Origin of the sequence: Herbaspirillum rhizosphaerae, assembly GCF_046025915.1 — a bacterium.
Taxonomy (GTDB): Bacteria; Pseudomonadota; Gammaproteobacteria; order Burkholderiales; family Burkholderiaceae_D; genus Herbaspirillum; species Herbaspirillum rhizosphaerae_A.
In genome coordinates this window covers 1-21,755 of the sequence record NZ_JAQQFR010000018.1, presented here as the reverse complement: position 1 = coordinate 21,755, position 21,755 = coordinate 1, and the positions used below count along the sequence as shown (strand labels likewise).

Below are 21,755 nucleotides of genomic sequence, written 5' to 3'. Positions count from 1 at the left end.
TGGAGCAGCAAGACGCTTACTTTATCTTAAAATGCAGCATCCCTTTCAGAAGCTTTCATCATGCAGGCTCACGACAACCTTGCTTCGGACAACACTCCTGCCGTCGAATTCTGGCGCGACCCGGCTTTGCCATTCTTTGAAGGCAGGCGCGCCGTCGGTAGCGTCAGCTGCTATACGCCGCACACGCATCCGACGTTTTCCATTGGCATCGTTGACGCCGGGACCAGCATGTTCTCGCTACCGGATCGGGAAACACCCATCCGGCCGGGCGATGTGGTGCTGATCGCCGCCAACGAAGTGCATTCCTGCAACCCGGCAGAACGGGCAAGCTGGAGCTACCGCATGTTTCATCTCGATCATGCATGGCTGTGCGCCTTGCTGGACGAAGCGGGTCTGTCGCCGCAGATGGCGCTGGTCTCGCGGGTGCTGCGTTCGCCGCGCGCCCGGGTTCTGATGGACAACGTCAGCGACGCCATGCGCGACGGCGAAGATGCCTTGCAAAAAGAAACGGTATTGATCGATGTACTGTGCGAATTGTTTGCTGCGTTTTGCACCTCGTCATCGGAGGTAACGAGCGATACCCATTCCGATGCAGCACGAGGAAATGCCGACCTGCAACCGGCACATGACCATCTTCAACATCATTGCTGCGACAAGATCGGACTCGACACGCTCGCGCAACTCGCCGGCACCGGCCGCTATCAGTTGATACGCCAGTTTCGCCGCCGCTACGGCATGACGCCACATGCCCTGCAACTGGATATGCGCATCAACCTGGCGCGGGACTTTCTGCGGCGCGGCGCATCCTTGGCCGATGTCGCTTACCGTACCGGCTTTGCCGACCAAAGCCATTTCCACCGCGCGTTCAAGGCGCGCGTGGCCGCGACGCCGGCGCAATATCAGCTAGGCGGCTAAGCGAAAAGCGTTGCGGCCACGATGCCCAGCGCAGCCACCAGCAACACCACGCCAGCCAGCCATTCAGCACGCGAAAAATAGCGCGCAATGCGTGCAGCGATGCGCTCATTGGACACTGCCAGCACCAGCGCCGCATCCCAGATAAAGACCGCTGCAAACATCCACGCACCGTACAATATTTTGATCTCCATACCGGTTGCGGCGCCGACCATCAGCGTGAACAAACCCAGATAGAACAAACCGTTTTTCGGATTCAGTCCCCCAGACAAGAATCCCGCCGCGAAGCCTTTGAAGAAGCCATAACGCTCTTTCCCCTCGCCCCCGGCATGCTGCCACGCCAGCGGCTGCGGGCTGCGGCTGACGCGGATGAAGGCCCAGCCGATATAGGCCAGGTAGCCGCCGGCCAGCAGTTTCATCGCCAGCAGCAAAGCCGGACTGTGTTGCAGCACGCTGAAGCCGGCCAACGCCATTACGATATACACGCCGTTGGCGCAGGCAATGCCAAGACTGGTGCCGATGCCGTTGCGCCGACCATGACGCAGGGCGTTGCGCAAGAGCAGAAGAAAGTCGGGGCCGGGGCTGACCAGCGCCAGCCAGTGCGCCACCGCCAGCATGAGGAATTCTTGCAAGACCATGTTTCGCCATCCAACAATATTGAATCGAACTGGCGATGCTAGACGTGCTCGCGTTGCGCGTATTGAACAAAATTGCGTGATGAAAAAAAGGCCGAAAGCCTCTTCAGTCCGAGGCCTTGTTATTGCTTGTCATTGCCCGTCGTTGAGATGGCATGCGGACATGTGTCCCGGCGCGATTTCCCTGAGCAGTGGTTTCTCTACCGAACACCGTGGCATTGCATGCGGACAGCGCGGATGAAAATGGCAACCCGAAGGTGGATTGAGCGGCGACGGGATTTCACCCTTGACCGCAAAGTAGGTCGCCTTGCCCACTTCCAGCTTCGGCGCCGACGCCAGCAAGGCTTGCGTGTAAGGATGGTTGGCGCGCGCAAAGACGGCGTCAGTCGGGGCCGATTCCACGATGCGGCCCAGATACATGATCAACACGCGGTCAGAAATATGCCGCACCACACCCAGGTCATGACTGATGAACAGATAGGTGAGATCCAGCTCATCGCGCAGCTTGATGAACAGATTCAACACCTGCGCCTGGATCGACACATCGAGCGCTGCCACGGCTTCATCGCAGACCAGGAATTTCGGCTTCACCGCCAATGCACGTGCGATACCTACACGGGCTCGTTGACCACCGGAAAACTGATGCGGGAAACGGCGCAACATGTCCCCGTTCAGGCCCACACGTTGCAACAACTCCGCCACGTATTCCTGCTGCTGGCCCTTGCTGATGATGCCGTGCACGACCGGCGCTTCACCGACGATGTCGACCACACGCAACCGCGGATTCAATGAAGCATACGGATCCTGGAAGATCATCTGGATCGCCAGTTGCCGCTCGCGTTTTTGGTGCGGCGACAGCTTGTCGAGATCCTCGCCCTGCCACAGCCTCTTTCCTTCCGTGAGGCTATGCAATCCCACGACCATGCGCCCCAGTGTCGATTTTCCACAACCTGACTCACCGACCAGACCGACGACTTCACCGGCGTTGATGTGAAGGCTGACATCATCAACGGCGTGCACGACTTCTTCCTTCAAGACGCGGCCGAATGGCTGGGTGAACAGATTGGCGGTTTTCGCGGCACTATCTAGCGGTTTGACGAAACGTTTGGCGACATGCTGCAGTTCCAGCAAAGGTTGCGAGGCTTGTGTATTCGCGTCGGTCTGCACGCTCGGCTCTTTCAATACATTCAATGTCATGACGTCACCTCCAGCGGTGCATCCGCCATCGGGTGGAAACAACGCAAGGCGCGATTGTCGACCATGCGCGTCTCCGGCGTCTGCGAGCATTCCACAGTGGCATGCGTGCAGCGGTCACGGAAGGCGCAGCCGGACGGCAGGTTCAACAACGACGGCGTGCTGCCGGGGATCTGACGCAACGGCTGGCCGCGCGGATTGCGTGATGGCGCCGAAGCGATCAGGCCGTAGGTGTAGGGATGGCGAGGTTGTGTCAGCACTTGCGAAACCGCGCCGCTTTCTACGATGCGCCCGGCGTACATGACACTGACGGTATCGGCCAGTCCGGCAACAACGGACAAATCGTGCGTAATCCAGATAAGGGCCGTGCCGGACTCGCGGCACAGCTTCTGCATCTCGAACAGGATTTGTCCCTGGATGGTGACGTCGAGCGCGGTGGTGGGCTCGTCGCAGATGATCAGATCCGGCTTGTTGAGCAAGGCAATCGCAATCGCCACGCGCTGGCGCATGCCACCGGAAAATTGATGCGGATAAGCATGCAGGCGCTCATCAGGTGCCGCGATACCGACACGCACCAGCGCATCGCGCGCCAATGCCAATGCGGCATCCTTACTGACGTCCTGATGCGCCAGCACGGCTTCAACCATTTGCGTATCGATACGCAGCACCGGATTCAGGGTCATCATCGGATCCTGAAAAATCATCGCAATGCGGTTGCCGCGGATTTCGCGCATCCGGTTTGCCGGTATGGTGCGCAGATCTTCGCCGTTGAGCAGGATGCGGCCGCCGACTACTTTTCCCGGCTCGTCAATCAGTCCCATGATGGAATAGCCGGTCATCGACTTGCCCGAACCGGACTCGCCGACCAGGCCCATCACCTGCCCCGGCGCGACCGAGAACGAGACGTCGTCAACCGCGCGCGCAACGCCGCCGCGCGAGAAGAAATGCGTCTGCAGGTTTTCTACTTGTAGTGTGGCCGTCATCGCATTGTCTCCCTACTGTCCTTGCAAACGTGGATTGAGCACATCGCGCAGTTGATCGGCAACAAGATTGATCGCCACCACCGTCGCCAGCAAGGCCAAGCCAGGGAAGAAACTGATCCAGTATTTGCCCGACAGCAGGTATTGGAAACCGTTGGAAATCAACAAGCCGAGCGAGGGTTCCGTTACCGGCAAACCCAGACCAAGGAAAGACAGGGTCGCTTCCAGCGAAATCGCCGACGCCACCTGCAAGGCCGCAATCACGATCAACGGCGGCAGACAATTAGGCAGCAGATGGCGGAACATGATGCGCAGCGGTGACAGGCCGAGCAGGCTGGCGGCTTCGATATATTCTTTCTTGCGCTCAACCAGTGCCGTACTTCTCGTCGTACGTGCGTAGTACGCCCACTGCACGGTCACCAACGCGATGATAATCTTGTCGACGCCACGCCCGGTCAGCGCCAGCAGGATCAACGCGACAAGGATGGGTGGAAATGCCAGCTGGATGTCGGCCACGCGCATGATCAGTGCTTCGATGCGGCCGCCGGCGTAGCCTGCCAGCAAACCCAGCGACAAGCCGATCGCCAGTGCGATCACGGTACTGGTGACGCCGACCATGACCGAGATACGCAGGCCGTAGAGGATGGCCGACAGCATGTCGCGGCCCTGATCGTCAGCGCCGAGCAGGAAGGTCAGGTTGCCCTCCATTGACGTTTTTCCCGGTTCCAGACGTGAATCCATGACATCGAGATGTTCAAGGTCATAGGGATTTTGCGGCGAGATGATCGGTGCAAAAATCGCCGCCAACAAAATCAGCAGCAACAGAATGAAACCGAAGGTCGCAATGCGGCTGCTGAAGAAGCCTTGCAGGAAACGTGTGAACGGCGTGTCGGCCTGTGCAATTTTTTGGGTTAATTTCGAATACATGTCAGCCCTTCGCTTCCGATAGCCGCACGCGCGGATCCAGCACTGAGTACAACACGTCGACGCACAGGTTGATCAGGATGAAAATCACCACGATCAGCGACAGGAAGGCGACAATCACCGGGCGATCAAGCACGCGGATGGAGTCAATCAACAGCTTGCCGACGCCGGGCCAGGCAAAGATCGATTCGGTAACGATGGAGAACGCGATGATGGAGCCGAACTGCAGCGCGACCACGGTGACAATCGGGATCATGATGTTTTTCAGTACATGTACACCGACGATGCGGCTGTTGCGCAAGCCCTTGGCGCGTGCAAACTTGATGTAGTCCTGCAGCAGCGCCTCTTGTGTGCCGGCCCGCGTGAGACGGATGATCAGCGCGATGTTGAAGAGCGAGAGATTCAGCGCCGGCATCAGCAGATGCTTGAGACCATCCCAGGTCAGAAATCCCATAGGAATCCCGAACAGCATGCCGGTCTGCCCGCGCCCGCTGGTCGGCAACCAACCGAGTTCAACGGCGAACACCATGATCAGCATCAGACCGACCCAGAACGTCGGCAGCGAAAACCCGAAGATGGATACCGTCATGATGGTCTTGCTGGCAATGCTCTTGGGTCGCAGACCTGCCCACAAACCCAGCGGCAGGCCGATCACGATGGCAATCAGGATGGCCGAAATCGCCAGCTCCAGCGTGGCGGGCAGGCGTTCCAGGATCAGGCCGAGCGCCGGCGTGGCATAGACGAAGGAACGTCCCATGTCGCCGGCCAACGCGTTTTTGATGAAGTAGAAGTATTGCACCCACAGCGGTTGATCGAGACCAAAAGCAGCGATCACGCGCGCCCGCTCGATCTGGTCGGCGTCGGCACTGATGAGGATATCGATGGGATTGCCGATGGCGTAGACGCTGACGAAAACCAGCAGCGACATCAGGAGCAGCACGGCAACGCTCTGTACGCAACGGCGGATGATGAAGACGAGCATTGGCTGTTTTGGCTAGGCTATAAAAAATGGCTGGGTGGCAATCTGCACACGAAGTTGTGATGGTGCATAAATCATGCCGGATAAGCAACTACATTTATCGAGATCTCTAAGGCCTGAGAGTAATATAAGGACGATATAAGCACGGCGCCAGCGCATGATCGGCGTCCGGGGTATGCTTCAGGTATCCCGTTCACGCCAAACTGGTTCGGTCAAATTCGAACCAGTTACCGTACATGGCGAAATGACAATATAGAAAACGCTCCACAAGATTGACCACAAGGTACGCATCATGAAACTCATCGACCCGATCACCCAATTCCATTCCGAACTGCAAAAAATCCGCCGCGACATTCACGCGCATCCCGAACTGAGCTATGAAGAACAGCGCACCTCCGACGTCGTCGCGCAGAAGCTGACCGAGTGGGGCATCCCTGTCGTGCGCGGCCTCGGTGTCACCGGCGTGGTCGGAATCATCAAGAACGGCAGCAGCACGCGCGCCATCGGTTTGCGCGCCGACATGGATGCACTGCCGATGCCGGAGCTGAACACCTTTCCGCATGCGTCCAAACACGAAGGCAAGATGCACGCCTGCGGCCATGACGGCCACACCACCATGCTGCTGGGCGCGGCGCATTATCTGTCGCAGCATCGCGATTTCGACGGCACCGTGTATGTGATTTTTCAGCCGGCGGAAGAAGGCGGACGCGGCGCCGAACGCATGATTCAGGACGGTCTTTTTGAAAAATATCCGATGGATGCCGTATTCGGCATGCATAACTGGCCGGGCATGAAGGCCGGCACGTTCGGCGTGACGCCGGGTCCGATGATGGCGTCAAGCAACGAGTTTTATGTCGACGTCAAAGGCAAGGGCTCGCACGCCGCGCAACCGCACAAGAGTATCGACCCCGTCATGACGGCGGTGCAGATCGCACAAAGCTGGCAAACCATTGTCTCGCGCAACACCAATCCCAACGATTCGGCTGTCGTATCGATCACGCAGATCCACGCCGGCAGTGCAACCAATGTGATTCCCGACAACGCCATGCTGATCGGCACGGTACGCACCTTCAGCACGGCGGTATTGGACATGATCGAACGCCGCATGAAGGAAATCGCCGAGCACACCTGCGCCGCCTTCGATGCTGAAGTCGATTTCACCTTCAACCGCAACTATCCGCCGCTGGTCAATCACGCCAAGGAAACCGCATTTGCGGTCGAGGTCATGCAAAGCATCGTCGGCGCCGACAATGTCAATGCCACCGTCGAACCGACCATGGGCGCGGAAGATTTTGCCTTCATGCTGCAACACAAACCCGGTTGCTACGTTTTCATCGGCAACGGCGAAGGCGGCCATCGCGACAGCGGCCACGGCCTGGGCCCGTGCAATCTGCACAATCCAAGCTATGACTTCAACGACGATTTGCTACCCATTGGTGCAACGTATTGGGTGCGATTGGCAGAGGCTTTCCTGAAGCCGCAATAAACACAGCGGCAACAACGACAGGGCAAGGAAAAATTGAACGGCGACGCTATCAAGCGTCGCCGTTTTTTATTGCCCATGCAACGAGCAATCCGCTTTATCAGTCTTATCGATCAGTCAGCAAGAATCGCCACTGCCTGCTTGCCGTAGGCAACGATGTAACCGCCGTTTTGCTGCTGCCATTCACGCGCAGTCTGCTCGTCGCTGAACCAGTTCTGCCGGAAGTCGCCAAACTGTCCTTGCTCAAAGCGGTATCGATCCAGTACCTCGGCTCCGCGACGGTCAATCTCGTGCTTGCATGCTTCCCGACCGGCAAAGCCAAGTTCCCGGCCCAGCATGTGCAGAACGTGTTTGAGTTGCAAGGTATCGCGCACCGCATAGAGATCGGTGACGCTCAGCTCCGGCATGACACCGGTATCGATGATCCTGCGCAATACCGGCAAGGCTTTGCTGGGTTGTGCGTCTCTGCCATTGCGCACCAGGCGGCGCGCGTGACGACGCAGGAATTCACTGTTGCAGCCGGGTTCGCCGTCAACATTGCCGGAGATGGCCGAGGTAGTACTGGAGGATTTAAAAAGAGGATGGGAGGTAGACCACATAACGTTCCTTTCATAGTGCCCGCTCTCGCAACGGTCATGATTAAGGTTGTACGTCAGGGTTTATCCGAAAAAGGAAGTACCGCTTCGACATCAACAGGTGCGTCAGCTTTCGCGAGAGCGGGCCTCCTGTCAGGCCCGGCGCTATTCTAGCTCTGGAGAGCGGCTCAAAGCAATGTCTGTTCAGAAACTGTTGTTTCGGGCATGATCAGCGCTTATTTGCCCTCTTGCTTAGCGGCTCAACGACAACATCAATGACAACATCAATGACAACAAGGAGAAACAATGAAACTGGTCGCCGATTTCTTGGTAGGACTGATCGCCGTTTTGCACGTCTGGATTCTGGTGTTGGAAATGTTCTTGTGGACCAAGCCTTTTGGCCTGAAAACCTTCGGACAGTCGCGTGAAGCCGCCGAAGCATCCAAGGTGCTGGCGGCGAATCAGGGCTTGTATAACGGCTTTCTTGCCGCCGGTCTGGCGTGGGGGCTAATCAGCGGCGACGGCGCCGTCAAACTGTTCTTCGTCGCTTGCGTGCTGGTTGCGGGGATCTACGGCGGCCTGACGGCCAAGCGCTCGATTCTGTATGTGCAGGCATTGCCGGCCTTGCTGGCGCTGATTGCGCTGCTGGCCAGCCGCTAAGTCAATCAGCGATTACTTCGCCGTCGGCTGCACTTCTGCTTGCGTTTGTGCTGCCACGGTGGCCTGGCGCAGCAGGCGGATGTCGCCGTACCAGGCTTCCACTTTCTCTTCGGTATTGTCGGTGTCGGTCAGTACGCCGACGCCGATCAGTCGTCCCGGTTGTTCACCGTAAACCTTCACGTAATCATCGACGATGTTGCGCTGGTAGCTGACCCATTTACCGACGTTGGCCGCACCGCTTTCAGCGACCAGCATCTGGATGCGGCCGGTACGCGTATTGGAGATGACGGTTTCTTTCGGTGCCTTGTTTTCCCAGATGTACATCAGCGTAGCATAGGGAAACTCGTGTCCCGACACCAGCTTGGCGGTGTCGAACAGGATGGTGTCCATGAAGGACAAATTGTTCTTGTCGCCGTCGAAGGCCAGCACAATGCGTACCGGAGAATCTTCGGTATCGCGATAGCGATTGTCGGCGGTTTTGATCAGGGCTGAAGTCTTCCAGCTCCAAGTCAGCCAAGGCTGCTTGACCGGGTCGATGTTGACCTCATGGCGCAAGCCTGAGGAGGCCTTGTCGGCATAGGCGCGCAACACTGTTTTATCTCCATCCTTGACCAACACGTAATCGGTGGTCTTCTTCTTGCGCATCAGGACCAGTGGTTCCCATTCATTGGGCAGCCCGCCGGCGGGATTGGTCGAGAACAGGGCCAATGCCTGATCAAGGCGAATCTGCTTGGCTACCGGATCGTGGATCTTTTGCGTGTTGGCGCATGCCGCGAGCAGCGCCACAATACTTGCCAATACAGCCAGACGCAACGAGGAAGGGACAGCACGAACTGAAGGTGGAACAACTGACTTCATGAGCTTCTTTGCAAGATTTAAGATGCGATGCGGACGCTGGCCGAAGCTCAGTTTTGCTGACGCAGGATATTGATGAACATCTTGCCGATTGAAGACAAGGTGGCATTTTTGCGGGTCACGATACCATAGTGCTCTATGCGGGTCTTCAAATGCACGGGCAGGATGCATAGCATCTGCTTGGCGGCAAAGAAGTGCGCAATGTCGAGCGGCATCACGGCCACCATGTTCGATTGCGCCAGCAAGGTGACAGTGACGAACGGCGATGCGGTCTCGATGACGTTGCCGGGCACCTTCAGGCCTTCCAGCTTGAACTCGTGCTCGATCCAGATGCGCATGGGCATATTGCTGGAGTACAGAATCCACGATGAACTCATCAATTCCTGCAAGCGCACCTTTTGCGCCGTCGCCAACGGATGATCAAGACCGGTGACGATGCACATCGGCTCGCCACGCAGCATTTCATAGTTGTACAACTGCGGCTGCGAGCTGACCGATGAACGCCCCACCATCAGATCGATGCGACCTTGATCCAGCAAGAGCAGCTGGCGCGCGCTGGTGTCTTCGGTGATTTCGATCGAAACTTCCGGCTGCACTTCGCGCAAGCGCGTCAATGCGCGCGTGACCATCGGTGCAGCGCCCATGATGGTGCCGATCGACAACCTGCCGCCCTGTCCGGTCAGCATGCCCTGCAACTCATCGCGCAAATTGCTGATGTCGCTCTGGATCAACCGGGCGTAACGGATCACACAGCGGCCCAGCTCGGTCGCTTCAATACCGCGGGGCGAGCGGTCGAACAAGGTGACGCCGAGCGCCGATTCCATCTCATGCAAGGCTTTGGTCGCGGCCGGCTGGGTCATATGCATGACTTCGGCGGCTTTGTGCAAAGACCCCTGCTCGTCGAGTGCGGTCAACAAGGCAACCTGCTTGAAGCGCAGGCGGCTGACGATGGCACTGACCGAGGGCAGCACGGATGGCGCATCCTGCGGTGTTTGTGCCAGTTGCGGCTCGTCCGCGTCGTCCTGTCCTAGCAGTTGGTTATCACCCGATGAATTAAGGTCATTAGACATCGTTGGGGAAGCCTCTTATATTCTGATCCAGCAAAAACACAATGCTAACGCATCCATCCCTAATACTCATAAGGATGCGAATAATTTCATCGAGACATTTGCGAAATTAATCTGAGTTTGACCTCAATCGATTGATTTCCTCCTTATGCAGGCGCGCCAGGATGCAGTTACCTGCAATTGGTCGCAATTGCTGCGCCACAGCATCAGATGCATTTTGCAAATTTCTCGCTAAAAAAATACGGAGACACCGTGAGACTGATTCAATTCGAAGACCGCCAGGGCGGCCGCAAAGTCGGCATCGTCAATGGCAAAGCCATCAACGTGGTTTCGCAAGTCAGCACCATGCGCGAGCTGGCACTGCTGGCGATTGCAGAAGGTAATTCGCTGGAACGCCAGGCGCAACTGCTCAATAGCAATTCACAGGACTCGCAAGAAGACTACGCCGCGATCCTGAAGGAAAACCGCATCCTGGCGCCGTTGGATCACGAAGATCCGGCGCACTGCCTGGTATCCGGCACCGGCCTGACCCATCTGGGCAGCGCGTCCACACGCGACAAGATGCATCAAAAGCTGGACGATGACGAAAGCGCCATGACCGATACGATGCGCATGTTCAAGTGGGGCCTGGAAGGCGGACGTCCGGGCCGCGGCAAGGTCGGCGCGCAGCCGGAATGGTTCTACAAGGGCGACGGCGACATCGTGGTCAATCCGGGCGCAGCCTTCCCGATGCCGGAGTTTGCCGAAGATGCCGGCGAAGAGCCGGAACTGACCGGCCTGTATATCATCGATAACGACGGCCAGCCGCATCGCCTCGGTTTCGCCATCGGCAATGAATTCTCCGACCACGTGGTCGAGCGCAAGAATTATCTCTACCTGGCGCATTCGAAGCTGCGTTACTGCTCTTTCGGCCCGGAACTGCTGGTAGGCGATCTGCCCACCAATCTGGTCGGCATGAGCCGTATCCGCCGCGATGGCCGCGTGATCTGGGAGAAAGAATTCCTCTCCGGCCAGGACAACATGTGCCACGCCATCGAGAATCTGGAGTATCACCACTTCAAGTACAACCAGTTCCTGCGTCCGGGCGATATCCACGTGCACTTCTTCGGCACCGCGACCTTGTCGTTTGCCGACGGTGTCCGTACGCAACTGGGCGATTGCTTTGAAATCAGCCTGCCCGATTTCGGCGAACCTCTGGTCAACGGCATTGCACGCGAACAATCGCGCATTGCCATCGACGGTATCAAAGTACTTTGATTCTCACGTAGCAAGTTTTAGGAATTTGGTTTAGGAATTTTGTTTTCACCGACAGAAAAGCGCCCACCAAGAGGCGATTGCCGATACGCTCTGCTGACCGGACATCCGATCCGTAGAGCGCATCACAATAATGAACGGTCCTGCGTAACGGACTTTCCCGGTCCAGTGCCAGGCCTCAGCAAGGAGACCCAGCAATGCAAAAACACTTCCATCCGAAGTGGGTGACAACCCACGCACAAGCGATATCCACTTCCAGTATTCCATCCATTCTGCCGCGGCCATCTGCCGCAAAGCGATAGCGCACGGCAGCGCAGGATGGGAGCCGGCGTTGTTTTGACAATGCACCGGCCTTAACGAATCAGCTGCTGTCCCGAAGACTTCTGGAGACTTCATGCATTACACCTTTGATTTCATGAGCGTGTTCGTCAACTGGCCCCGTTTGCTCGAAGGTGCCTGGCTGACGATACAGTTATCCGCGCTTTCCATCGTATTGGGTTTTGTCGTCGGCACCCTCTGCGCCATCGCTTTCAAGAGCAAAAGCTGGCTGCTGCAGGCGCTGGTCAAGACCTATGTCGAGATCATCCGCAATACGCCGCTGCTGGTGCAGGTGTTCCTGGTCTATTTCGGCCTGGCGAGCATCGGTCTGAAACTGACGGCAGAAACCTCCGCCGTGATCGCGCTGACCGTCAACGTCGGCGCCTACACGGCGGAGATCATGCGCGCCGGCATCAACTCTATCCATCCCGGCCAGATCGAAGCGGCCGAATGCCTGGGCATGTCGAAGTTCCATGTTTACTGGCATGTGGTGTTGCTGCCTGCAGTGGAACGTGTGTATCCCTCGCTGACCAGCCAGTTCATCCTGCTGATGCTGGCCTCGAGTATCACCTCGCAGATCTCCGCAGAAGAACTGACCGCCACCGCCAACCTGGTGCAGTCGGAAACCTTCCGTAGCTTTGAAGTGTATGTGGTGATCGCCGTTGCCTACCTGGCCTTGTCCTTCCTGTTCCGCGCCGCCTTCTGGCTGATCGCAAAGTCAGCGTTTGTGCGCAAGCGCAAGCTCGGCACCAACCTGTAAGGAAACAACGTGACCTCATTTACCTTTTTACACGTCGAATACCTGTTGCAGGCAGCGGTCTGGACCGTGGTCTTGTCGCTGGTGGCGTTCGTCTTTGGCGGCGTGGCCGGTTTCGTGATTGCGCTCTGGCGCGTATCCCCCAACAAGACGCTGCGCGCCATCGCCAGCTGGTATATCCAGATCGTCCAGGGCATCCCGCTGCTGGTGATCCTGTTCGTCGCCTACTTCGGTCTGGCGATTGCGGGCTTCAAGCTGTCGCCGCTGGTCGCTGCCGGGATTTCGTTTGCGGTGTATTGCGCCGCCTTCCTCGGCGAGATCTGGCGCGGTTGTATCGAAGCGGTACCGAAAACGCAATGGGAGGCCTCCGAATGCCTGGGCTTCAACCGTTTCGAACAATTGCACAAAGTGATCCTGCCGCAGGCGTTCAAGATCGCGATTCCACCAACCGTTGGTTTCATGGTGCAGATCGTCAAGAACACGTCGCTGGCATCGGTGATCGGTTTCGTCGATCTGTCGCGCGCCGGCCAGATCATCAACAACTCGACGTTCCAGCCGTTCACCGTGTTCGGCTGCGTGGCCCTGATTTATTTTTGTCTCTGCTATCCGCTGTCGGCGCTGAGCAAGCACTTTGAAAGGAAATTGAATGTCAGCAATCGTTAGCATCAACAATCTGCACAAGAGCTTCGGCACGAACAAGGTGTTGAATGGCGTCTCGCTGGATGTGCAGAAGGGCCAGATGGTCGCAATCATCGGCCGCAGCGGATCAGGCAAGAGCACGTTGCTGCGTTGCCTGAACGGACTGGAGCGCATCGACTCGGGCGACATCAACGTCTGCGGCCATGACATCCATCATCCGGACAAGCTCAATCTGCGCGAGCTGCGCAAACAGGTCGGCATCGTCTTCCAGAGCTACAACCTGTTTCCGCACGTGACCGTTGAACGCAACATCACACTGGCGCTGACGACCATCAAAAAGATGGCGACAGCAGAAGCAAAAAAAATCGCGCACAATGTCCTGACGCTGGTCGGTCTGGAAAACAAGAAGGATGCTTACCCGGAGCAACTCTCCGGCGGCCAGGCACAGCGTGTGGCGATTGCCCGCTCGCTGGCGATGGCGCCGGAACTGATGCTGTTCGATGAAGTGACGTCAGCGCTCGATCCGGAACTGACCGGCGAAGTACTGAAGGTCATGGAGGATTTGTCCAAGCAAGGCATGACCATGGTGCTGGTCACGCATGAAATGGCATTTGCGCGCAAACTGGCCGATATTCTGGTGTTCATGCATCAAGGAAAAGTCTGGGAAATCGGACCTCCGGATGAATTGTTCACCAATCCAAAAACCGCTGAACTGGCGAAGTTTGTCAGCAGCGATTTGTAATTACAGTAATACAGGCAACTTCGGCAACATCACCTAGTCGTAAAAATCTATACATCAGGAGACAACATGAAATCATTACTGAACTTCACCAAAAAAGCCGCTGTCGTCATGCTCGGTCTGGCGTGTTTCGCTCAGGTCGTCCATGCGGACACGCTGGCCGATATCAAAGCGCGCAAGAAGGTGTTGATCGCCGTCGACCTCGGTGCGCCACCGTTCGGCATGACCAACGCCAAGCTGGAACCGCAAGGTTCGGACGTGGAAACTGCACGCGCGCTGGCCAAGGATCTTGGTGTGGAACTGGAAATCGTGCAAGTCACCGGTCCAAACCGCGTACCCTTCCTGATGACAGGCAAAGCTGACATGGTGATCGCCACATTCAGCATCACGCCTGAACGCGCCAAGGTCATCACTTTCACCCATCCGTACGGCGCTTCGCAGTTCGTCGTTGCCGCACCGAAGGGTACCGCGATCAAGGGCCTGCCTGACCTGGCCGGCAAGCGCATCGCCGTCGTGCGCGGCAACATGCAGGATTCGCTGCTGACTCCGCTGGCACCGAAGGGGGCAACCATCGTGCGTTTTGACGATGATGCTACCGTGACTGCTGCTGTGGTCTCGGGCCAGGTTGACGGTCTGTGCACACCGAATGCGCTGGCTGCTGCGATCGCTCGTCAGAATCCAACCAAGGGACTTGAAACCAAATTTGCGATCAAGGACATTCCTTACGCAATCGGCATCCGCCAAAACGAACCTGAACTGCAAAAGTGGCTGAACGCCTGGATCGACACCAACACCAAAAATGGTCGTCTGGGTCAGATCTATCAACAATGGGTCGGCACACCAATGCCTGACCTGGCGCAATTTGCAACCAAGTAAGCACCAACGCATTACCTGAGCAGCAACGTGCACAGCATGGCCGGTGTTTCGGCATCCGGGTACACCGGCCGGCTTGCATGACATTCTCTTAGTTGTCGATACTTCGTTGCCAATATTTACCGAGATCATCATGAAACCAATTTCTCCCGTCATCCGATTGAATCCTGTCGATGATGTTGTCATTGCGCGCCGCCAACTGATCACCGGCACCATTCTCGAAGAAGAGAACGGCCTCCGGGTTGCGGCGCTGATCCCTGCCGGTCACAAGATGGCAACACGCGCCATCGCTGCTGGCCAGCCGATCAAACGCTATGGACAAATCATCGGTACCGCCAGCCAAGCCATCGAGCCAGGTCAGCACGTGCACACGCACAATCTGGCTATGGCGGAGTTTTCGCGCGAACACTCCTTTGGCGCCGATTTCAAGCCGGTCGATTATGTCGACACACCGGCAACCTTCATGGGCATCAAGCGCCCGGATGGACGCGTCGCCACGCGCAATTACATCGGCGTGCTGACTTCAGTGAACTGTTCGGCGACTGCCGCGCGCGCAATCGCGGATTACTTCCGCCGCGACATCCATCCTGAGGCGCTGGCGGATTTCCCCAACGTCGACGGCATCGTCGCACTGACCCACGGCCTTGGCTGCGCGGTTGACTCGGAAGGCGAACCGCTGGCAATGCTGCGCCGTACCCTGGCCGGTTATGCCAAGCATCCGAACTTCGCCGCCGTGCTGATCGTCGGCCTCGGTTGCGAAACCAATCAGATCTCAGGCCTGCTGGAAGCGCATAACCTGAAAGAGAACGAGTACTTCCACACTTTCACGATCCAAAGCACCGGTGGCACCGCCAAGACGGTTGCGCTGGGTATCGAGAAGATCAAGAAGATGCTGCCCAAGGCCAACGACATCAAGCGCGAACCTGTGCCGGCCAGCCATCTGACGCTGGGGCTGCAATGCGGTGGTTCCGATGGGTATTCGGGTATCACCGCCAACCCGGCGCTAGGCGCTGCAGTCGACATGCTGGTCAAGCACGGCGGCACCGCGATCTTGTCGGAAACACCGGAAATCTATGGCGCGGAACACTTGTTGACCCGTCGCGCGGTGTCGCCGGAAGTCGGTGAAAAACTGCTGGCGCGCATCGCGTGGTGGGAAGAGTACTGCGCCAAGAACGGCGCCGAGATGAACAACAATCCATCAGCAGGCAACAAGGCCGGCGGCCTGACAACCATTCTGGAAAAATCGTTGGGCGCGGTCGCCAAGGGCGGCACGTCGAATCTGGTGGATGTCTACAAGTACGCAGAGACGGTGACGGCCAAGGGTTTCGTCTTCATGGACACACCCGGCTACGATCCTATCTCTGCAACCGGACAAGTCGCCGGCGGCGCCAACATGATCTGCTTCACGACCGGTCGCGGTTCCGCTTATGGCTGCGCACCGTCGCCGTCGCTGAAACTGGCGACCAACACGGCACTGTGGCAGCGTCAGGAAGAAGACATGGACATCAACTGCGGCGAGATCGCCGACGGCATGGCCACGCCGCAGGAAATCGGTGCGAAATTCTTCCAGATGATTCTCGACACGGCTTCCGGCAAAAAAACCAAGAGCGAATTGCATGGCTATGGCCAGGATGAATTCGTGCCTTGGCATATCGGTGTCTATACCTGATCGTCTTTTCTCCTTGCTGCTGCCGGCGCTGTATTTGCCGGCGGCAGTTTTTCCTTCAGGGTGTTGCGACATGTTCCAAGAAGTTTTTCAGGAAACATCTCTCAGCATCTCATCCGGGCGGTTTCGTATTCTTCCCGGCGTTTCATTCTTCGACTGACCTTCATCTGGAGCAGGCATGGCACAAGCATTCACGATTCAGGCGCATCTGCCTGAAGATCATCAACAAGCAACGCTAATCGGCCGCATCTGGCAACCAAACGTCGGACCGGTGCTGGTCAAGGTGCAAGCCGACGGCGTGTACGACCTGAGCGCTGTCGCTGCGACATCCAGCCAATTGCTGGAGCTCGACAATCCTGCCGCAGCGGTCGCGCAAGCAAAGGCGCCACGCCTGGCTTCGCTGGAAGAACTGCTGGCCAACGCCGATGCTTCCACCCGCGATACTTCCCGCCCCTGGCTGCTGGCGCCGATCGACCTGCAAGCAGTCAAAGCCAGCGGAGTCACATTCGTCGCCAGCATGCTGGAGCGCGTGATCGAAGAACAAGCGCGCGGCGACGCCGGCAAGGCTGAATCCGTACGCAAGGCCATCACTGCAGTCATCGGCGACAACCTGTCGAGCGTGGTGCCGGGATCCGACGGCGCAGCCAAGCTCAAGGAAGTACTGCTGGAACAAGGCGTCTGGTCGCAATACCTGGAAGTCGGCATCGGCCCCGATGCAGAGATCTTCACCAAGGCACAGCCGCTGTCTTCCGTCGGTCTTGGTGATGAAGTCGGCATTCACCCCAAGTCGGTCTGGAACAATCCTGAACCGGAGATCGTCCTGGCCGTCAACAGCCGTGGCGAGACTGTCGGCGCGACACTGGGCAACGACGTCAACCTGCGCGATTTCGAAGGCCGCAGCGCTCTGCTGCTGGGCAAAGCCAAGGACAACAATGCTTCGTGCGCTGTCGGGCCTTTCATTCGTCTATTCGATGCAAACTTTTCAATTGACGATGTACGGCGCGCCGAACTTACAATGCGGGTAGACGGTACAGAAGGTTTCACACTCAAAGGCAGCAGCTCGATGTCGATGATCAGCCGCGATCCACTGAATCTGGTGGAACACGCGATTGGCCCGAACCACCAATACCCTGACGGACTGGTGCTCTTTCTCGGTACGATGTTTGCACCGACCCAGGATCGTTTCGGCCCGGGCCAAGGCTTCACGCATCAGGTCGCCGACATCGTGACGATCGCCACGCCGAAGCTGGGCGCGCTGGTGAACAAGGTCAACTTTACCGACAAGGTCTCGCCGTGGACATTTGGACTGACGGCGCTGATCAAGAATCTCGCACAACGAAAACTCATTTAAAGGAAATCCCCCATGTCGCAATCGCAATCTTCTGGACGCCTGGCCGGCAAGACCGTATTGATCACTGCCGCAGCTCAGGGCATCGGTCGCGCTTCCGTCGAACTGTTTGCACGTGAAGGCGCACGCGTGATCGCTACCGATATCAGCAAGCCGCACCTCGACGAACTATCCGGCATCACCGGTGTAGAGACTCATCTTCTGGACGTGACCGACGATGCCGCAATCAAGCAGTTGGTGGCGGACATCGGCACCGTCGACGTGCTGTTCAACTGCGCAGGCTACGTCGCTGCCGGCAATATCCTGGATTGCGACGACAAGGCCTGGGACTTCTCTTTCAATCTCAACGCCAAGGCAATGTTCCACACCATCCGTGCGGTGTTGCCGGGCATGCTAGCCAAGAAGTCGGGCTCCATCGTCAACATCGCTTCTGCCGCGTCGAGCGTCAAGGGCGTGGCAAATCGTTTTGCCTACGGCGCCAGCAAGGCTGCTGTAGTCGGCCTCACCAAATCGGTTGCGGCAGACTTCGTCGCCCAGGGCGTGCGTTGCAATGCCATCTGTCCAGGCACCATCGAGTCGCCCTCGCTGAATCAACGCATCACCACCCAAGCCAAGGAAAGCGGCAAGAGCGAAGCGGAAGTACGCCAGGCATTTGTGGCGCGTCAGCCAATGGGCCGTATTGGTAAAGCAGAAGAAGTCGCGCTGCTGGCGTTGTTCCTTGCGTCCGAAGAGTCAGCCTTCACTACTGGCGCGATTCACATGATTGACGGCGGCTGGTCCAACTGATTGTTTTAACGGACGACCTTGCTGCGATGTAGTTTGCTACATCGTTGCGATGTTTGAGTGGGTGGTTGTGCGGTGTGTTTCTCACACACCTTTTGCCACAAATCTTTCGCCGGCACTGAGTATTTTTTTACGGCCTCCCCCGATAGTGAGATCGGCGGAGGCCGTTGTACTTTGGGCGTACTGATCGCATTGCGTGCAGATTTTTTCTTTCTCTTTTCACGCTATTGACGTTGTAGCATTCCCAGCTCAGTGGGCATAATGCTGTTTCTTCTCACGGAATAGCTGCCCATGTCTCCAACTGAAATCCAGGTCGCCTTCGATTTTCCCATGCAACTCGGTGAGTGCCCGCTATGGCACATCGGCGAGAGCGCCTTATATTGGATCGACATTCCCGGCAAGGCCATTCATCGTTTGCACATCGCCAGCAATGTCCATCGCTCCTGGCCGATGCAGGAAGAACCGGGCTGCATCGCCATGCACGCCGATGGCGGTCTGCTCGTCGCTTTGCGCGATGGCCTGTTCCGGCTGGATACGGAAAGTGGTGAGATGACCCGTTTGCACGCTGCGCCTTATGACGAGAGCAAGCTGCGTTTCAATGACGGTCGCTGCGATGCCATGGGCCGCTTGTGGACCGGGACAATTTATGAACCGCGCGATCAGCAATTGGGTGGTCTGTTTTGTTTTGAGCGCGGTCAGCTGCGCGATGCCGCGCATCCGGTGACGACCTCCAATGGTGTTGCATTCAGCACGGACAAGCGCACGATGTTTCATTCGAACACACCGGCGCATCGTATCGACGCCTATGATTTCGATCTCGCCACCGGCAAGACCAGCAACAAGCGTTTGTTCAAACAGTTCGATATGGACAAGAGTGCACCTGGTTATGGCGGACGTCCGGACGGCGCTGCGGTCGACAGCGAGAATGCGTACTGGTGCGCGATGTTTGAAGGTGGACGTGTGTTGCGACTTTCCGCGAACGGCGACATTCTGCAGGAAATCAAAGTACCTGCGCGCTGCCCGACGATGGTTGCATTCGGCGGTGAAGATCTCCGTACGCTTTACATCACGACCGGCAGGAACGGTCGTAGCGAGGCAGAGCTTACACAATACCCACTATCCGGTTGTGTCCTATCTGTGCGCGTGGATGTAGCCGGCTTGCCAGAATTCGCCTATCAGGCTTGAGTGACGATCAGCTTCGCTATTACTAACTTTCAGATTCGCTGACATCACGACGTTGTTGCTTTTGTCGCGATGAGTCCTCATCAAGCAGAATGCATTGCCTATTTATCAATGAAACGACAGCATTCTGAGCAGCTATCAGCGAAGCTGTGCAATTTCAGCGACAATCACGGCTACGCTTGCTCCAAGACTTGCTTTTTTTTCTAGTTGTTATGAGAAAATACATCCAAGTGTTTGTGGATCGTATCCTATTCAGCACAACAGACTCTATTTCGATATTCAACAATATTTACTTTAGCGAAAATTCCATGTCGATGAAAAAATTTGCCCTCAAACTCACTGTCGCCGCCGTCGCCATGATCGGCCTGCAAACTTCCAGCTACGCTGTTGATTCCGTCTCGGTCGAAGCCGGCGCCGGCTCCAAAGTCCAGATGCTGCGCCTGGGTGCGCAATGGGACTGGAAGAACACAGCCTGGTGGCAATCCAACGGTACCCACATCGGCGGCTACTGGGATCTGACAGTCGCAGAGTGGCATGAAAAGCGTTACAACAACACCGACAGCAGCAAGAACTTCACCGACATTGGTTTTACACCTGTCTTCCGCTTCCAGCGCGATGACAAGAAGGGTTTCTACGGCGAAGCCGGCATCGGCGTTCACCTGTTCTCCTCGCTGTACAACAATGACACCAAGAAGCTGTCGACAGCATTCCAGTTCGGCGACCACCTCGGCACCGGCTACGTGTTCGCGAACGGCCTGGACGTCGGCCTGAAGCTGCAACATTTCTCGAACGGCGGTATCAAGCAGCCAAACGGCGGCGTGAATTTCGCAGTTCTCAAAGCTGCTTACCGCTTCTGATTGGTTGAAAGGCTGTCGATTTTGACAGCACAAATAAAAAACCGGTCATTGACCGGTTTTTTTTTCGTCTTGAGATCCGGGCAGGTCACCGGCAGGTATTGATGCGTTTAGCTGAGTACGACCGGTTGAGCGACGTTGAGATGAGAGATGTTTTGTGATGCAGGAGGCGAAATTCAAAGCGGGGATTTAAGTTACAACCTGCGTAAGCGTCGCCCCGCGGCCGTCTTGACGTATTCAAGAAGAGGAACTACCCCTTCAGTCGGCGGATGCGCAGATTTGCCGAATTGATATCGAATCCTTCTGGATCAAATGCCCCGCCGACCCATCGCAACATATCGATATGTTGCTTATGTTTGGGATTAGAGATGGCGCGAACAAATTCATCGTAGCCAGGAATTCCACCGACATCCTCTGGCGGGCAAGCGCGTTGACCCGCTGCACAAGCGAACCATTCCATGCAGGATTTGCCTCTTGTACATTTTCCACCACCACGCGGTGCCGCCAGTCATCGCCGAAATCATATTCGTAGACGAATTCGCGTATGTTCTCGGTGAGCAGGGACGATAGCTTGACGCCTTTTTCATCGAGCAGAGTCATACCGTCATATGGGTCAGGCTCTCCGTACTGTTCGTCGTCGATATGAAATTGATGCAAGTGAGAATTGGTCCAGCCCATGGCGCCTTGGATGGCGCGATGCAGTTTAGGCAAAGTGATCGTAGCCGGCACCAGCAAGCGGCGCCAGATCAAAGGCTCGATGCGCGTCAGTTCGAGGCGCAAACTGTAGTAGTTTGTGGGTAGGCTCATGCCAAAATTATAAAGCAATGTGACGATGCTCTGACCGGCAAGTCGATCTCAAAGTTTAAGTAATAGGAGGCATTTATACGGGCAGTGTTGATGTGACATTCCAAGGCAGGAAGTCGTCGATTGGAGCTGCTGCATGTCGAAGATAGAGTTGATACAGAAGAAGGTGACCTGAAGCGGAGCAGAGAAATAGCAGACAGATCTGTCTGCACTCAGACCGATGACGCGTATAGATGATGTGAGCGGTGTGACGTCGGTGAAACGGAGAGTAATG

At 56.8% G+C, this 21,755-nt stretch carries 22 protein-coding genes and 1 pseudogene; 13 read left to right on the top strand and 10 right to left on the bottom strand.

Features of this window, described 5'->3' with window-relative positions; all coding sequences use genetic code 11:
- Positions 1-60: 60 nt before the first annotated feature.
- The gene (locus PQR63_RS21845; protein WP_408170105.1) at positions 61-915 is read left to right on the top strand and encodes an AraC family transcriptional regulator; all 855 of its coding nucleotides are present in this window, start codon (positions 61-63) and stop codon (positions 913-915) included.
- Here PQR63_RS21845 and PQR63_RS21840 read toward each other — a convergent pair.
- The 5 genes from PQR63_RS21840 to PQR63_RS21820 form a co-directional block, all read right to left on the bottom strand.
- Positions 912-1,550, bottom strand: coding sequence for a LysE family translocator (locus tag PQR63_RS21840; protein WP_408170103.1), 639 nt, complete (start codon positions 1,548-1,550; stop codon positions 912-914). The genes PQR63_RS21845 and PQR63_RS21840 overlap by 4 nt on opposite strands.
- Positions 1,551-1,679: 129 nt before the next feature.
- Positions 1,680-2,744: an ABC transporter ATP-binding protein gene (locus PQR63_RS21835; protein ID WP_408170101.1), complete on the bottom strand. Its 1,065-nt coding sequence runs from the start codon at positions 2,742-2,744 to the stop codon at positions 1,680-1,682.
- Positions 2,741-3,724: an ABC transporter ATP-binding protein gene (locus PQR63_RS21830; protein WP_408170099.1), complete on the bottom strand. Its 984-nt coding sequence runs from the start codon at positions 3,722-3,724 to the stop codon at positions 2,741-2,743. The genes PQR63_RS21835 and PQR63_RS21830 overlap by 4 nt, the downstream gene beginning before the upstream one ends.
- A 12-nt stretch (positions 3,725-3,736) precedes the next feature.
- Complete coding sequence (locus tag PQR63_RS21825; protein ID WP_408170098.1) at positions 3,737-4,648, bottom strand: ABC transporter permease; 912 nt, start codon at positions 4,646-4,648, stop codon at positions 3,737-3,739.
- Position 4,649: 1 nt separating this feature from the next.
- A complete protein-coding gene (locus PQR63_RS21820) occupies positions 4,650-5,627 on the bottom strand; it encodes an ABC transporter permease (RefSeq protein ID WP_094562678.1) in 978 nt (325 codons plus the stop codon).
- Positions 5,628-5,916: 289 nt separating this feature from the next.
- Here PQR63_RS21820 and PQR63_RS21815 point away from each other — a divergent pair, with 289 nt between their 5' ends.
- On the top strand, positions 5,917-7,110 hold the full coding sequence (locus PQR63_RS21815; RefSeq protein ID WP_408170095.1) for a M20 aminoacylase family protein: 1,194 nt from the start codon (positions 5,917-5,919) through the stop codon (positions 7,108-7,110).
- A gap of 110 nt (positions 7,111-7,220) precedes the next feature.
- Here the strand turns inward: PQR63_RS21815 and PQR63_RS21810 are convergent, their stop codons facing one another.
- On the bottom strand, positions 7,221-7,706 hold the full coding sequence (locus tag PQR63_RS21810) for a hypothetical protein (RefSeq protein WP_408170094.1): 486 nt from the start codon (positions 7,704-7,706) through the stop codon (positions 7,221-7,223).
- Positions 7,707-7,988: 282 nt separating this feature from the next.
- Here PQR63_RS21810 and PQR63_RS21805 point away from each other — a divergent pair, with 282 nt between their 5' ends.
- The gene (locus PQR63_RS21805; RefSeq protein ID WP_094562675.1) at positions 7,989-8,342 is read left to right on the top strand and encodes a DUF1304 domain-containing protein; all 354 of its coding nucleotides are present in this window, start codon (positions 7,989-7,991) and stop codon (positions 8,340-8,342) included.
- 12 nt (positions 8,343-8,354) lie between these two features.
- On the opposite strand, the gene PQR63_RS21800 is transcribed toward PQR63_RS21805, so the two are convergent.
- Together PQR63_RS21800 and PQR63_RS21795 are read right to left on the bottom strand one after the other, a co-directional pair.
- On the bottom strand, positions 8,355-9,200 hold the full coding sequence (locus tag PQR63_RS21800) for a DUF3047 domain-containing protein (protein ID WP_408170092.1): 846 nt from the start codon (positions 9,198-9,200) through the stop codon (positions 8,355-8,357).
- 47 nt (positions 9,201-9,247) lie between these two features.
- Positions 9,248-10,267: a LysR family transcriptional regulator gene (locus PQR63_RS21795; RefSeq protein WP_408170090.1), complete on the bottom strand. Its 1,020-nt coding sequence runs from the start codon at positions 10,265-10,267 to the stop codon at positions 9,248-9,250.
- 249 nt (positions 10,268-10,516) lie between these two features.
- On the opposite strand from PQR63_RS21795, the gene araD1 reads away from it, so the two are divergent.
- A complete protein-coding gene (gene araD1, locus PQR63_RS21790) occupies positions 10,517-11,521 on the top strand; it encodes an AraD1 family protein (RefSeq protein ID WP_408170089.1) in 1,005 nt (334 codons plus the stop codon).
- A gap of 45 nt (positions 11,522-11,566) precedes the next feature.
- On the opposite strand, the gene PQR63_RS21785 is transcribed toward araD1, so the two are convergent.
- Positions 11,567-11,914 carry a hypothetical protein gene (locus PQR63_RS21785; RefSeq protein ID WP_408170087.1) on the bottom strand — a complete coding sequence of 116 codons (348 nt, stop codon included), beginning with the start codon at positions 11,912-11,914 and terminating at the stop codon, positions 11,567-11,569.
- Here PQR63_RS21785 and PQR63_RS21780 point away from each other — a divergent pair.
- From PQR63_RS21780 to PQR63_RS21740, 9 genes are all read left to right on the top strand, one after another.
- Positions 11,913-12,596 (top strand): amino acid ABC transporter permease, encoded by a 684-nt coding sequence (locus PQR63_RS21780; RefSeq protein WP_408170085.1) that lies wholly within the window; start codon positions 11,913-11,915, stop codon positions 12,594-12,596. The two genes, PQR63_RS21785 and PQR63_RS21780, sit on opposite strands and share 2 nt — an antisense overlap.
- Before the next feature lie 9 nt (positions 12,597-12,605).
- On the top strand, positions 12,606-13,256 hold the full coding sequence (locus PQR63_RS21775; RefSeq protein WP_094562670.1) for an amino acid ABC transporter permease: 651 nt from the start codon (positions 12,606-12,608) through the stop codon (positions 13,254-13,256).
- On the top strand, positions 13,240-13,974 hold the full coding sequence (locus PQR63_RS21770) for an amino acid ABC transporter ATP-binding protein (protein WP_094562669.1): 735 nt from the start codon (positions 13,240-13,242) through the stop codon (positions 13,972-13,974). The genes PQR63_RS21775 and PQR63_RS21770 overlap by 17 nt, the downstream gene beginning before the upstream one ends.
- A 66-nt stretch (positions 13,975-14,040) precedes the next feature.
- Positions 14,041-14,847 carry a transporter substrate-binding domain-containing protein gene (locus PQR63_RS21765; RefSeq protein WP_094562668.1) on the top strand — a complete coding sequence of 269 codons (807 nt, stop codon included), beginning with the start codon at positions 14,041-14,043 and terminating at the stop codon, positions 14,845-14,847.
- Positions 14,848-14,977: 130 nt separating this feature from the next.
- Entirely contained in the window at positions 14,978-16,513 is a 1,536-nt protein-coding gene (locus PQR63_RS21760; protein ID WP_094562667.1) for a UxaA family hydrolase, read from the top strand.
- 175 nt (positions 16,514-16,688) lie between these two features.
- Entirely contained in the window at positions 16,689-17,861 is a 1,173-nt protein-coding gene (locus PQR63_RS21755) for a fumarylacetoacetate hydrolase family protein (protein WP_408170082.1), read from the top strand.
- A 12-nt stretch (positions 17,862-17,873) separates the two neighbouring features.
- Positions 17,874-18,644: an SDR family oxidoreductase gene (locus tag PQR63_RS21750; RefSeq protein ID WP_408170080.1), complete on the top strand. Its 771-nt coding sequence runs from the start codon at positions 17,874-17,876 to the stop codon at positions 18,642-18,644.
- A gap of 288 nt (positions 18,645-18,932) precedes the next feature.
- Positions 18,933-19,826 carry an SMP-30/gluconolactonase/LRE family protein gene (locus PQR63_RS21745; protein WP_408170079.1) on the top strand — a complete coding sequence of 298 codons (894 nt, stop codon included), beginning with the start codon at positions 18,933-18,935 and terminating at the stop codon, positions 19,824-19,826.
- A gap of 305 nt (positions 19,827-20,131) precedes the next feature.
- Entirely contained in the window at positions 20,132-20,680 is a 549-nt protein-coding gene (locus tag PQR63_RS21740; protein WP_408170077.1) for an acyloxyacyl hydrolase, read from the top strand.
- A gap of 247 nt (positions 20,681-20,927) precedes the next feature.
- On the opposite strand, the pseudogene PQR63_RS21735 reads toward PQR63_RS21740, so the two are convergent.
- Positions 20,928-21,484, bottom strand: a pseudogene (locus PQR63_RS21735) (plasmid pRiA4b ORF-3 family protein).
- Positions 21,485-21,755: the final 271 nt, after the last annotated feature.

Excerpts from the sequence above, each read along its gene's own strand:
- PQR63_RS21845 (WP_408170105.1), top strand. The coding sequence starts at position 61 with ATGCAGGCTCACGACAACCTTGCTTCGGACAACACTCCTGCCGTCGAA.
- PQR63_RS21840 (WP_408170103.1), bottom strand. The coding sequence starts at position 1,550 with ATGGTCTTGCAAGAATTCCTCATGCTGGCGGTGGCGCACTGGCTGGCG.
- PQR63_RS21835 (WP_408170101.1), bottom strand. The coding sequence starts at position 2,744 with ATGACATTGAATGTATTGAAAGAGCCGAGCGTGCAGACCGACGCGAAT.
- PQR63_RS21830 (WP_408170099.1), bottom strand. The coding sequence starts at position 3,724 with ATGACGGCCACACTACAAGTAGAAAACCTGCAGACGCATTTCTTCTCG.
- PQR63_RS21825 (WP_408170098.1), bottom strand. The coding sequence starts at position 4,648 with ATGTATTCGAAATTAACCCAAAAAATTGCACAGGCCGACACGCCGTTC.
- PQR63_RS21820 (WP_094562678.1), bottom strand. The coding sequence starts at position 5,627 with ATGCTCGTCTTCATCATCCGCCGTTGCGTACAGAGCGTTGCCGTGCTG.
- PQR63_RS21815 (WP_408170095.1), top strand. The coding sequence starts at position 5,917 with ATGAAACTCATCGACCCGATCACCCAATTCCATTCCGAACTGCAAAAA.
- PQR63_RS21810 (WP_408170094.1), bottom strand. The coding sequence starts at position 7,706 with ATGTGGTCTACCTCCCATCCTCTTTTTAAATCCTCCAGTACTACCTCG.
- PQR63_RS21805 (WP_094562675.1), top strand. The coding sequence starts at position 7,989 with ATGAAACTGGTCGCCGATTTCTTGGTAGGACTGATCGCCGTTTTGCAC.
- PQR63_RS21800 (WP_408170092.1), bottom strand. The coding sequence starts at position 9,200 with ATGAAGTCAGTTGTTCCACCTTCAGTTCGTGCTGTCCCTTCCTCGTTG.
- PQR63_RS21795 (WP_408170090.1), bottom strand. The coding sequence starts at position 10,267 with ATGTCTAATGACCTTAATTCATCGGGTGATAACCAACTGCTAGGACAG.
- PQR63_RS21780 (WP_408170085.1), top strand. The coding sequence starts at position 11,913 with ATGCATTACACCTTTGATTTCATGAGCGTGTTCGTCAACTGGCCCCGT.
- PQR63_RS21785 (WP_408170087.1), bottom strand. The coding sequence starts at position 11,914 with ATGAAGTCTCCAGAAGTCTTCGGGACAGCAGCTGATTCGTTAAGGCCG.
- PQR63_RS21770 (WP_094562669.1), top strand. The coding sequence starts at position 13,240 with ATGTCAGCAATCGTTAGCATCAACAATCTGCACAAGAGCTTCGGCACG.
- PQR63_RS21765 (WP_094562668.1), top strand. The coding sequence starts at position 14,041 with ATGAAATCATTACTGAACTTCACCAAAAAAGCCGCTGTCGTCATGCTC.
- PQR63_RS21760 (WP_094562667.1), top strand. The coding sequence starts at position 14,978 with ATGAAACCAATTTCTCCCGTCATCCGATTGAATCCTGTCGATGATGTT.
- PQR63_RS21755 (WP_408170082.1), top strand. The coding sequence starts at position 16,689 with ATGGCACAAGCATTCACGATTCAGGCGCATCTGCCTGAAGATCATCAA.
- PQR63_RS21750 (WP_408170080.1), top strand. The coding sequence starts at position 17,874 with ATGTCGCAATCGCAATCTTCTGGACGCCTGGCCGGCAAGACCGTATTG.
- PQR63_RS21745 (WP_408170079.1), top strand. The coding sequence starts at position 18,933 with ATGTCTCCAACTGAAATCCAGGTCGCCTTCGATTTTCCCATGCAACTC.
- PQR63_RS21740 (WP_408170077.1), top strand. The coding sequence starts at position 20,132 with ATGTCGATGAAAAAATTTGCCCTCAAACTCACTGTCGCCGCCGTCGCC.